Origin of the sequence: Pseudolysinimonas sp. (assembly GCF_044239695.1) — a bacterium.
Classification (GTDB): domain Bacteria; phylum Actinomycetota; class Actinomycetes; order Actinomycetales; family Microbacteriaceae; genus Pseudolysinimonas_A.
The window spans coordinates 19,284-30,237 of sequence record NZ_JBIIAW010000027.1 but is presented as its reverse complement, the minus strand read 5'-3'; the positions used below and the strand labels follow the sequence as shown (position 1 = coordinate 30,237).

Here is a 10,954-nt window from a genome sequence, read left to right as displayed (position 1 = left end):
GGCCGGCACCGAGCACCGCGCGAACTACGACGCCTGGCGCACCCAGGACGGGTCACCCGACGACTGCTTCTTCAGCTTTCCCTACGCACCCATCGCCTCCCCGGAGTCGGATTTCATGCTGTCGTCCGACCCGGGATATGACGACGAGGTCTACTACTACGGCTACAACTCCAGCAACGACCAGTACTACGTGCTGACGACCACCGGACGACTCTTCGACGACACCGCAACGGCGTCGGCGCACATGGCAGACCTCGACCGCTTCCTCGACGACTGCACCGCGTACACCACGGAGGACGACTACGGCGAATACTCGGTCCACTTGCAGGAAGCCCCGGCCATCGAGGTGCCGTCGAGCGTCGCCGCCATGGCGTGGTCGCAGACCACCGACTGGGGTCGCTTCTATACGGTCGATCTCCAGCGCGGCAACGTCGTCGTCCGACTCAGCCTGAACAGCGACGGCTACGGCCCGACCGAGGCCGAGTTCCGACGATTCATCGAAGAGTACGCGCGGCAGCTCGCCGCCCTCGAACCCGCGGCTTAGCCTGAGGCGGCGGGCTCCTCGGCAGCGGCTGTGCGCACCGTGAGCGCGGCGACGACGGCGACGGAGAGCCAGAACAGTCCCAGCACCACGAGCTGCGGATCGTCGAGGAAACTCGGCAGGGCGAGCAGGAACACCACGAGCGCAAGCAGCTGACCGGCGGAGGCGCCGAGCAGGTCGAGCGCATGCCGCTCGCGGTCGGCCGCGAGCGGCGGCAGGAGGAACAGCAGCGCGAGCACGACGCCGACCACGAGCACGATGCGCCCGAGGTCCGTCCACGCCGCGGGCAGCAGCCAGCCGGCGTGCACGGCGACGAACGGCACGACGGCGAGGCGCACCGTGAGCGCGCTGCCGAGCATCCGGCGCACCGCCGGAAAGACGACGCCGACGACCGCGACGGCGAGGAGCAGCAGGGCAACCTGCACGGGTGTCGCGGCGAAGCCCACGACATCCGGTTCTCCCTCGCGCAGCAGGCCCTGCAGGGTGAGCGGCACGAGGTAGGCACCGGTGATCAGGGCGAGCGTGCGGGCCACAGTCCCGCGGAACGCCGGCAGCAGCGCGACGGCCGTGATCACGACCACTCCCCCGAACTTGAGCGCCGCGACGACGACCGACGGGATGCCGGGGGCGACGAAGTCTCCGCTCGCCGCCGAGATCACCATCCCCGCCAGGATCACGGCGACCCCGGCGGCGAGTTCGGCGTTGCCTGCGACGGCGAGTGCCGCGGTCATCCGGCGTTCCTGCGAGCGTCGTAGCGGGTGCCGCACCGAGCGCGCGGCCAGCACGACGACGAGCCCCGCGACGAGTGCGGCGTGCAGCCAGGAGATCGGTGGTGTCTCGAGCGGTGTCCAGAGTCGCGGGTCGGGCGTCGGGAAGAGGTCGCGCGCGACGGTCAGGCGCAGCGCGGTCAGGACGACGACGACGGCGACGATGCCGACGACCGCCGCCGGGGGGAGATCGTCGCGGAACAGCGGCTGCAGCCGACGGGATCGCGATTCAGCGGCGCGCGCCACCCCGTAGTAGCTGCCGAACGCCGCGAAGACAGCCGCGAAACCGAACAGGGCGATCCAGGTCCACCCGTCTGCGGCGTCCTCCGCGACGAACTGCTCCACCAACAGCACGCCCCAGGTCGCCGTCGCGAGCACCGCCACCGCGGTGTCCGTGCCGCGGACGGCCGGCCGGTGGGCGATCACCTCGGCGGCTGCGGCGAGCACGAGCGCGATCCCGGCAAGAGCCCACTGCCGGTCGGCAAGCAGCGCGAGCGTCGGGAACACCGCGGCGACGGCGAGGCCGAGCTCGCGAGCGACCGCCCCCGCGTCGGACCGCCGCAGCACGAGTACGAGGGTCCCAGCGAGCAGGGCCGCGGCCCCGAGGAGGAAGACCCGGATGCCGAGGGGCGCCATGAAGAGTCCGATCAGACCCGACGACCCGGCCTGGCGCGCGACGATCCCGTCGGTGCTGCCGGGAAACAGGATGATGACGACCGCGACGACGGTCAGCGTCCAGCACGCGACGATCCAGACCAGGTCGCGGGCCGGCACGAGGTCGGGCCGCAGCAGACCGATGCGGGCACCGAGGGCCATCCCGACACGGCTCATGCGTCCGAGGGTAGCGGCGCTACGCGGCCTCGCGGGCGCGGGGATCGTCGGGGGCCCGACGCGTGAGATAGCCGATCTGGAACAGCACCGCCGCGACCAGAACCGAGATCGCGGCCGCGTGCGGCACCTGCGACGGTCCGACCGCCTCGAGCGCGAAGCCTCCGATCAGCGGCGCGATCGCGATCCCCACGTAGACGGCGGTCGAATACCAGGACACCGCGACCGACGCGCGGTCGGGATCGACGGAGGCGAGCCGGTGCTGCGCCGGGATGCCGGTGCCGAACGCGGCGAACCCCCAGACCAGGAAGACGACGGCGAGGGCGGCGAAGGACGGCTCGGCGAGCGGCATCACCAGAAGGATGACGACGTGCGTCACCATGAGGATCCGCGCCACGATCCGGTTGCCGTACCGGTCGGTGAGCCGGCCGGCGACTTGGTTCCCGACGATACCGCCGACGCCGTAGCCCAGCAGGAGCAGGGCGAGCAGCGCCCCCGAGCCGCCCGTCGCGTCGACGGTGAAGGTGGAGCTGAAGATGTAGGCGATGTTGAACCCGGCGATCGTGAACACCGTGCTGAGCAGGGCGAACAGGATGCGCGGCTCGGCCAGCACCGAGAACCGGCGGGCGAACGACAGCGGCGGGCCGACCGGCACCCCGCGCACGACGAGGGCGACGAGGAGCGCGGCGAGTCCCCCGAGCACCGCCACTCCGGCCAGCGGGAGCTGCCATCCGCCGACGTGGGCGATGGCGGTCCCGAGCGGCGACCCGAGAGCCGTCGAGAACGTGAACCCCAGCATGACGATCGCGATCGCCCACCCGCGCCGCGACACCGGCACCATCACGGCCGCGGCGGCGACCGCGGTGGGGACGATCGCCGCCCCGCCGATGCCCGCGACGGCGCGCCCGAGGATGAACCCCGTGAGGTCGCCTGCGAGGGCGGTCATCGCCGTGCCGACCGCCGTCACCAGCAGACCTGCTGCCATGAGACGGGTGCGCGGCACGCGGGCCAGCAGCGTCGCGAACGTCGGGGCGAGCACCGCGACCACTGCGGCGTAGACGGTGATCGAGATGCCGACCCCGCTCGGTGTGGTCTCGAGACTCGCGGCGATGTCCGGCAGCAGGCCGGCGATGATGAAGCCGTTGGTGCCGACGATGAACGTGCCGAAGCTCAGCAGCGCCAGCTGCAGCACCACCGGCGCGGGACCGCGCGCCGCTCGAGGGTCGGTCACCCTCCGACCCTAGAACCCCGGCGCGTGGCCGCTCGGTGCGCTGTCGCTGACTGGAAAAGCGAAACGGGCCGCCGTCCCGGAGGACGACGGCCCGTCGTGTCTTGCGCTGCGGCGATCCGCGATTAGCGGCGCAGTCGCTCGGCTCTGCCGAGCGACTCAGCAGGCGCTGCCCCTCAGGACTTCGCCTATCGGCGAAGTCCCAGGCGCTCGATCAGCGAGCGGTAGCGCTCGATGTCGATGTCCTGGAGGTAGCCCAGCAGACGACGCCGCTGGCCCACGAGGAGGAGCAGACCACGACGCGAGTGGTGGTCGTGCTTGTGCTCCTTGAGGTGTTCGGTCAGATCCTTGATCCGCTTGGTCAGCATCGCGACCTGGACCTCGGGGGAACCGGTGTCACCGGGCTGGGTTGCGTACTCGTCGATGATCGCCTTCTTGGTCTCAGCGTCAAGAGCCATAGATTCGATCCCTCCTTCACCTCGTTGCGCGGCGCTCGTCACCTGATGTGCGAGCTCTCTTTATCCGCGGCCGTTCAGACGGCAACCTTGCGAGGGTATCAGAGGATGACGAGGTACAGCGCGGCGGTGGCGGCGAAAGAGCCGGTCACCAGCAGGGCGTAGAAGCCGGAGACGACGAGGCCGGCGATCGCCCAGGGCCGCCGGGTGAGCGCTCCGTCGCGGGTCTGCCGCAGACCGCGGATGCCGAATCGGATCGCCAGGGCGAGCAGGACGCCGACGAGAACGAGGCGCAGCGCCTCGAGCCCGAGCGCGGCTTCGGTGAGCCGGGCGGCATCCGAGAGCAGGTAGACGACGCCGAAGGAGGTGCCGCCGACGAGGATGTTGGTGAGCACCGCGAGGAGCGCGAACTGAAGTGACCGGGTGGCGGCGATCGACGCCGTGCGCCCACGGACCGAGACCGCGACCCGGGTGCCGCAGTGCGCGCAGAAGGGCTCGAGCGGATTCGCGGCACGCGTGCCGCACGCGGAGCACGCGCCGGTCGCAGAACGGGGCGCGGGGTCGAGCGGGGGACTCGTCATGCCGGTCGTCGGGAATGCGACCGTCATGTCCCCCATCTTAGGGACAGACCCCGCGGAGGCAACCCCCGGATCGACGGCCGGTGTGGCCTCGAGAACGACGCTAGAAGAAGAGGTTCGCGACGATCACGAGGACCGGGGCCGTCAAGGTCACGAGGCCGACGGACTGCCAGAGGGTCCTGCGCCTTCGCGCCCGGGTGACCTCGGCGTGGAGGTGGAGGAACGCGTCGTCGGGATCCGTGTGGGCGGCGTCGACGCTGAACGGGCGCCAGGTCGTCCACTCCTCCGCCGCGCGGGCGACAGATGCGACGAGATCGGGGCCGAACGCCGCCGGAAGGGCCCGCAGGTGCCGCAGGAGCCGACCCGCCGACACGACGGCGACCTTCGAGTCGGACGCGGGGAGGCTCGTCGGCTCCTCGGCGACGATGATCGCCTGGGCGACGATCGGGGAACCGGTCGCGCGGGTCAGCGACCGCGAGGCGAGGCGGGCCTCCGCTTCGGCCGACGCGATTCCCGAGTGCACGCCGGAGGTGATGGCGAGCACGCCGGGAGGACCGATGACGAGATGGGCGATGTCGGTCGCGCCCTCCCCCTGGGGCACGGCGTGCAGCACGCGCCATTCGCGGCCGAGTTCGGACAGGATGCGGCCGACGCGGCGCTCGTCGAGCGCACCCCGATACCAGGCCACGGCATCCGGATGAAGCGGATCGAAGCCGAACAATCGCCCGAACAGGCACCGCGGTCGCGCCGCGCGCTGCATGTCGAGGCACCGGTGACTGACCGCATGTGCCGGCCCTCGCGATCGCAACGACCACATCGAGGGATCCGGCGCCGTTCCCTGATCCACGGGCGCCCTCTCGTCGACTCCGACGGTAGCGGCGGCGGCATACCCCGTCCATCCCCCTCGAACGGGGGCGCCCGGTGCGCCGATCGAGCCGACGCGACGGCGCCCGCCGCAGGTCTCCCCACGGCGGGCGCCGGTGTGATCGAGTCGGCGGTGCTACTCGCCGAGCATCCGGTAGAGCTCACGGCGGAGGTCGTCGAGCTTGGCGGCGGCGCTCGCCCGCTGCTCGGTCGTGCCCTCGGACGCGACCTGGCGCACGACGCCGGCCAGCTTCCGCGCGGCGGCGAGCAGGTCACCCTGCTCCTTCCACGGGTTGCGGGACTGCGTCCAGGCGGCCGCGATCTCGTCCTGGTTCTCCTCGACGTGGGCGCGGCCCTCGTCGGTGAGCGTGTACTCGGCCCGGGCGCCTTCCGACGTGGGGGCGATGAGCCCTTCGTCGACGAGCTGCTGAAGCGTCGGGTAGACCGAGCCCGGGCTCGGGCGCCACGCGCCTTCGCTCTTGGCCTGGATCGCCTTGATGAGGCCGTAGCCGTTCGTGGGCCCCTCGCCGAGGAGCGAGAGGATCGCGCTGCGGACATCCCCCTTGCGGGCTCGTCCGCCGAAGCCGCGGGGGCCGAACGCCGGGCCGCCGAGGAAACCCATGTAGTCGGCTCCCGGGTGGGGTCCGCCGCGGAAGCGCGGGGTGGGCTGGGCTCCCTGACGGAGGCCTCGATCGTGATTCATGTTCATGCGGTGCATGGGGTTTCTCCCAACTGCCTGCCGTCCGATGCGGACGGTCTTGTGGTCGATCCCAGAATACGACATGTTCCGATATATCGCAATAGGTCGTCGATAGTCGGGGTTGAGAGCGCGAGCGTGCAGCATGATCCCCGGAAGCCGCCGCGTGCTTCAGACTGGAACGCGATGATCGCCGCCCGACTCCTCGACCTGCTGCTCGTGCTCACGATGCTGGTGTTCATCGGCGAGGGCCTGCGCAACGGCTTCGCCCGCAGCCTGGGTGCGGTCCTCGGGGTCGTCGCGGGCGGCGTCGCGGCGTTCCTCGCGATCCCGCTGCTCTCGGCCGTGGTGCCCGACCCGTTGTGGCGGGTGGGGGCGGTGGTCGCCGTCTCGCTCAGCCTGCTGTTCGGCGGCCATGCGCTCGGCAGCCGGATCGGGCGCGGCATCCGGGATCGACGCGAGGAGATCGGGTTCGGCAGCCGGCTCGCGGGCGCGGCGACCAACGGTGCGATCGCGGCGCTCGTGCTCTCCCTCGTCGCCGGCGGCGTGGGATCCATGGGCGTGCCGCTCTTCAGCCAGGCGATCTCCGGTTCCTACGTCGTGCGGGCGATCGACGCGGTCACACCGCCGCCGGTCGACGCGCTGCTCGCCCGGGTGCGGGCCGCGGTGCTCGAGGAGGGGATCCCGGCGATCGGCGACGCACTCGGCGGGATCGTCGTCTCTCCGGGGATCCCCGACGTTCCGACCGACACCGACCCGCTCAGCCTCGCCGCGCAGTCCGTCGTGCGGATCGGCGGCACGGCCTACGCCTGCGGCCAGAACCAGACCGGAACTGGGTTCGTCGTCGCGCCCGACCGGATCGTCACCAATGCCCACGTCGTCGCCGGTGTCGACCAGCCGATCATCGAGGCCCCGAACGGTCAGACCCTCGAGGGCCGCGTCGTCTACCTCGACCCCGTCGACGACCTCGCCGTCGTCGCCGTCGACGGACTCGGCGCGGCTCCCCTGTCCCTCTCGACCGCCCTCGTCACCGGGGCGGACGCCGTCGTGCAGGGCTACCCCTACGGCGGACCGTTCACCCGCGGCGCCGCCCAGGTGCTCGCCGTGTCGTCGGAACCGATCCCCGACATCTACGGGGCGTCGCGCACCGAGCGCGAGGTCTACACGATCGCCGCGGTCGTGCAGCCCGGGAATTCGGGCGGACCCCTGCTCGCCACCGACGGACGCGTGGCCGGCGTCGTCTTCGCCCGCAACGCCGACGACCCCGAACTCGGCTACGCGATGACGAACCGCGAACTCGGGCCGGTGGCATCCGCCGCTCCGGGGCTGTCCTCATCGGTCTCGTCCGGGAGCTGCGTGCAGGGATAGCCCCCTCGGGGCGCAAAGTCAACGCCCCTCGCGGCGTCGAGCCCACCGCTTACGGTCGAAACCGAGCTGGGAGCCGCAGGGCTCCGAACATCCACACACCGGATGTCTGGGGACCGTTCACGGAGAGGACCCCATGACCACGACATCGCAGACCTCGCGACGCGAACTCGCGCTGATCATCATCACCGCGACCGTCGGTGTCGCCTCGACGGCATTCGCGGTCGCCGCCGTGCTGTACATTTTCGCGCTCTGAACGTCACCGTCCGATCCCGCCCTTGACGGGGCGCGCCGCCGGGTGCACCCTGGAGGCAGGACAACTCATCGCCCAGAAGAGCCGGAGTCAGTGACCCGCCACTGGGCGATGAGTCTGTGTGGGGCGGGTCGCCCCGCAGGCCGGGGCAGAATGGGCAGATGGCCGCCCGTGTCGTCGACTACTCGCCACTGCTGACCGCTCCCACCCCGCAGGAGGTCTCCGCGTACCGGTCGCAGGCGCGGGCGTCCGGGGTCAGCTGGGCGAGCATGTCGGCGCAGACGATAATCGTCGCCGTCGTGGTCGGGGTCGTCGGGCTCACCGTGGTCGCCCCGGTGGTCGGCGGCATCGTCGCGTTCCTGACCTCGGGGCTCGGTGACAACAACCCGTTCTCGCTCATCGTGCTCGTCGCCTTCCTCGGCGGTCTGGTGCTCGTCGGCGTCGCGATCGTGCGCGTCGCGATCGCCGGTGGCGGAAAATGGGGACGCTGGCTGCGGATGGACCGCTTCGCCCGCGCCAACGGGATGACCTTCTCCCCCGCCGACGGCGCCCCGAGCTACCCGGGCGCGATCTTCCAGATCGGCGACAGCCGCGCGGCGATCGAGCACTTCCGCACCACCGAGGGCCGCTTCCTGGACTTCGGCAACTATCGCTACACGACCGGGTCGGGCAAGAGCCGCAGCACCCGCACCTGGGGGTTCCTGGCGATCAAGCTCGACCGGAAGTTGCCGCACATGGTGCTGGACTCGCGGGCGAACAACGGGCTCTTCGGAGGAACGAACCTCCCGGCGTCCTTCGACAAGAGGCAGATCCTCTCCCTCGAGGGCGACTTCGACCGGTACTTCACGCTGTACTGCCCGGCGGAGTATGAACGGGATGCGCTCTACGTCTTCACGCCCGACCTGATGGCGCTGCTCATCGACAACGCCGCCCCGTTCGACGTCGAGATCGTCGACGACTGGATGTTCGTCTACTCCTCGACGGCGTTCCCGGCCGCCCAGCCGGCGGTGTACGAGCGGCTGTTCCGCATCGTGGAGACCGTCGGCACGAAGACCCTCACCCAGAGTGACCGCTACCAGGACGACCGCGTCGCCGCGCCCTTCGCCGCGAACATCGTCGCGCCCCAGGGGGCTCGACTCAAGCGCGGGGTCAGCGTCGGCGCGATCATCCTGATCGTCGTCGCCGCCCTCATCTGGGGATGGAGCTTCGTCGCCGACATCGTCTCGACGTTCTCGGGGAACGGCTGAGCCGGACCTCAGGCCGCGGGAGGCGGCGGAGGGGCCGCCGACGCGGTCGCGACCACCGGGACGGCCGCCGCGAGACGGGCCCGCGACTCCGACACCTGAGCCAGCAGCAGCGCCTCGTCGGCCTGCGAGCCGATGCGGTCGCGACCCGACACGATGCGGTTGCGAGTGAACGCGAGGTGCGTGGCGTCCTTGATGTACTCCTTCATCACGGCGCCGAGACCGCGCTGGCGCGCCCAGGCCTTCGCCTGACGACGACCCGCCGCGGTCCCCAGCGTGTTCACCTCCGCGCCGTTGAACCAGCCGGCGGCGGCGTACTCGCCGAGCCGTAGCTGGGTCATCTTCGCTTCGCGGCGGCGCAACAGGATCACCCCGAGCACCGCGATCGCGAACAGCGGCACCTGCACGACGACGTAGTACGCGTAGAAGTCGTAGATGAAGAACAGCACGCCGTTCCAGAACGCGTGCAGCAGGATCGCCGGGATCAGCCCCACGAAGAAGAACAGGATGCCGCCGAGCGCGGTGCCCTTGCGTGCGGCGAGCCCGATGAAGAATCCGGTGAACGCCGAGAACATCACGTGCGCGAACGGCGACAGGATGCCGCGGATGAAGAAGATCTCGCCGACGGCGAAGTCCAGACGCCCCGATTCGGCGATCTGGATGGCGAAGTACTGGATGTTCTCGGTGAACGCGAATCCGCCCCCGACCAGCGCCGCGAACACGATGCCGTCGACGGGTCCGTCGAAGTAGCGCCGGGCGACCAGGTAGATCAGCAGGATGCCGAGGCCCTTGCCGCCCTCCTCGACGATCGGGGCCTGCACGACGCTCTGCAGGAAGACCGTCCAGTTCTGGTCGGCTCCCGCCGCGGCGTAGAGGTACGACGTGCCGACGTCCGCGATGAGTGCGATCACGATCGAGACCGTCGCGCCCCAGAGGAACGCGATGATCAGCAGCAGCCGCGGCTCGGGCTCCCAGCGGTCGATCCAGTAGACGCCGAACAGCACGATGGCGAGCGGGATGAGGGCGAGGATCGCGCCGATGAAGCTCAGCCCGGGGCCGATGAAGAGCAGGAAGTAGCCGACGACGAGCAGCAGCGCGATGCCGAGCACGACCCCCGACACGATGACGGCGGCAAGGAGACCGTTGCGCTTGCGCGGGTCGGTGTCGAAGATCAGCTGCGGGGTGGTGGCGGTCGCCGCCTGCACCTCCGCGGGAGCCTGCTGCGGCAGGTGCACCGTCTGGTTCTGGGCCGCGTGCGCGGTCACCGTCGCGGTCGCGGAGTTCTCGGGAGGTGTCGCCTGCGCCATGGGTGACAATCTATCGATACCGCGTGGCCGAGCTGCGTCAGCGCTGCTTCTCGCGCAGGATCGCGAGCGCCCGTGCGACGCGGTCGCGCAGGCCGGGCACCTGGCCGCGCTGCGGGATGCGGGCCCGCTCGAGCATCCCGACCACTTCGTCCCGCTGCTGCTCGAGCACGCCCTCGACCCGCACGCGCTTGATCGCACTCACCCGGAGGGCGATCACGAACGCGACGATCTCGAGCAGCGCACCGCCGACGAGCCCCCACAGCACCCCGTCGGCCGCCGCGCCGTCCACGACGACGACGACCGCCACGGCCAGCACGAGCGCGAGTCCGACGATGCGCAGGCCCGTCGCGGCCCGCGGTCGCCGCGCGCGCAGCCGGTCGGCGCGGTCGAGGCGGCCCTCGAGTTCGGCGAGCTCCTCGGGCGTGACGGTAAAGGTCGAGCGGTCGCGCAGGTCCCGGCGCAGACGCGCGTAGGTCGGACGTTCCCGGCGCAGGATGGCGACCACGCCGACCATTCCGACGGCGAAGGCGCCGACGGCGGAGACGACGAGCACCCCCACTCCGGCGGCGACCTCCTCGTCGTCGAAGACCAGACGCGCTGCGCCGGCGACGCCGAACGCGACGATGACGGCGAGGGTCGCGGTCACCGCGAGGGTCCAGAACAGCTCGCGGAACCGAGTGCGGGTCACCGCGTCGGGTTCGTCGGTGTCGCGCACGGACGCCGCATCGAGCGAGCCGAGCACGGCATCCATCACCTGGAGGGCGACGACGGCGAGCGCCGCGAAGACGAGCACCACGAGGGTTCCGGTGATCATGCGGGTTCGAGGC

Annotated in this window: 11 protein-coding genes; 3 read left to right on the top strand and 8 right to left on the bottom strand. The window is 71.0% G+C overall.

Annotated elements, in window-relative coordinates; translation table 11 throughout:
* On the top strand, nt 1–544 hold a 544-nt coding region (locus ACILQS_RS06240), incomplete at its 5' end, for a hypothetical protein (protein ID WP_395639251.1).
* Here the strand turns inward: ACILQS_RS06240 and ACILQS_RS06235 are convergent.
* The 6 genes from ACILQS_RS06235 to ACILQS_RS06210 all read right to left on the bottom strand — a co-directional run bounded on the left by ACILQS_RS06235 (nt 541) and on the right by ACILQS_RS06210 (nt 5,964).
* A complete protein-coding gene (locus ACILQS_RS06235; protein ID WP_395639250.1) occupies nt 541–2,139 on the bottom strand; it encodes a hypothetical protein in 1,599 nt (532 codons plus the stop codon). The two genes, ACILQS_RS06240 and ACILQS_RS06235, sit on opposite strands and share 4 nt — an antisense overlap.
* Nucleotides 2,140–2,158: 19 nt before the next feature.
* A complete protein-coding gene (locus ACILQS_RS06230) occupies nt 2,159–3,367 on the bottom strand; it encodes an MFS transporter (RefSeq protein WP_395639249.1) in 1,209 nt (402 codons plus the stop codon).
* 185 nt (nt 3,368–3,552) lie between these two features.
* Entirely contained in the window at nt 3,553–3,822 is a 270-nt protein-coding gene (rpsO, locus tag ACILQS_RS06225; RefSeq protein WP_309711293.1) for a 30S ribosomal protein S15, read from the bottom strand.
* A 98-nt stretch (nt 3,823–3,920) separates the two neighbouring features.
* A complete protein-coding gene (locus tag ACILQS_RS06220; RefSeq protein WP_395639248.1) occupies nt 3,921–4,427 on the bottom strand; it encodes a hypothetical protein in 507 nt (168 codons plus the stop codon).
* A 73-nt stretch (nt 4,428–4,500) separates the two neighbouring features.
* Nucleotides 4,501–5,085, bottom strand: a complete 585-nt coding sequence (locus ACILQS_RS06215; protein WP_395639247.1) for a nuclease-related domain-containing protein — start codon at nt 5,083–5,085, stop codon at nt 4,501–4,503.
* A gap of 312 nt (nt 5,086–5,397) precedes the next feature.
* Nucleotides 5,398–5,964 (bottom strand): PadR family transcriptional regulator, encoded by a 567-nt coding sequence (locus ACILQS_RS06210; RefSeq protein ID WP_395639246.1) that lies wholly within the window; start codon nt 5,962–5,964, stop codon nt 5,398–5,400.
* A 180-nt stretch (nt 5,965–6,144) separates the two neighbouring features.
* On the opposite strand from ACILQS_RS06210, the gene ACILQS_RS06205 reads away from it, so the two are divergent.
* Complete coding sequence (locus ACILQS_RS06205) at nt 6,145–7,326, top strand: MarP family serine protease (RefSeq protein WP_395639245.1); 1,182 nt, start codon at nt 6,145–6,147, stop codon at nt 7,324–7,326.
* A 411-nt stretch (nt 7,327–7,737) separates the two neighbouring features.
* Nucleotides 7,738–8,823: a hypothetical protein gene (locus tag ACILQS_RS06200; RefSeq protein WP_395639244.1), complete on the top strand. Its 1,086-nt coding sequence runs from the start codon at nt 7,738–7,740 to the stop codon at nt 8,821–8,823.
* 8 nt (nt 8,824–8,831) lie between these two features.
* Here ACILQS_RS06200 and ACILQS_RS06195 read toward each other — a convergent pair whose 3' ends face one another.
* Nucleotides 8,832–10,127, bottom strand: a complete 1,296-nt coding sequence (locus ACILQS_RS06195; protein ID WP_395639243.1) for a PrsW family intramembrane metalloprotease — start codon at nt 10,125–10,127, stop codon at nt 8,832–8,834.
* Between the two features lie 37 nt (nt 10,128–10,164).
* The gene (locus ACILQS_RS06190) at nt 10,165–10,941 is read right to left on the bottom strand and encodes a hypothetical protein (RefSeq protein WP_395639242.1); all 777 of its coding nucleotides are present in this window, start codon (nt 10,939–10,941) and stop codon (nt 10,165–10,167) included.
* Between the last annotated feature and the right edge of the window lie 13 nt (nt 10,942–10,954).

Bases quoted from the DNA above. Each gene is read 5' to 3' on its own strand.
- ACILQS_RS06235 (WP_395639250.1), bottom strand. From the start codon at position 2,139: ATGAGCCGTGTCGGGATGGCCCTCGGTGCCCGCATCGGTCTGCTGCGG.
- rpsO (WP_309711293.1), bottom strand. From the start codon at position 3,822: ATGGCTCTTGACGCTGAGACCAAGAAGGCGATCATCGACGAGTACGCA.
- ACILQS_RS06220 (WP_395639248.1), bottom strand. From the start codon at position 4,427: ATGACGGTCGCATTCCCGACGACCGGCATGACGAGTCCCCCGCTCGAC.
- ACILQS_RS06210 (WP_395639246.1), bottom strand. From the start codon at position 5,964: ATGAATCACGATCGAGGCCTCCGTCAGGGAGCCCAGCCCACCCCGCGC.
- ACILQS_RS06205 (WP_395639245.1), top strand. From the start codon at position 6,145: ATGATCGCCGCCCGACTCCTCGACCTGCTGCTCGTGCTCACGATGCTG.
- ACILQS_RS06200 (WP_395639244.1), top strand. From the start codon at position 7,738: ATGGCCGCCCGTGTCGTCGACTACTCGCCACTGCTGACCGCTCCCACC.
- ACILQS_RS06195 (WP_395639243.1), bottom strand. From the start codon at position 10,127: ATGGCGCAGGCGACACCTCCCGAGAACTCCGCGACCGCGACGGTGACC.
- ACILQS_RS06190 (WP_395639242.1), bottom strand. From the start codon at position 10,941: ATGATCACCGGAACCCTCGTGGTGCTCGTCTTCGCGGCGCTCGCCGTC.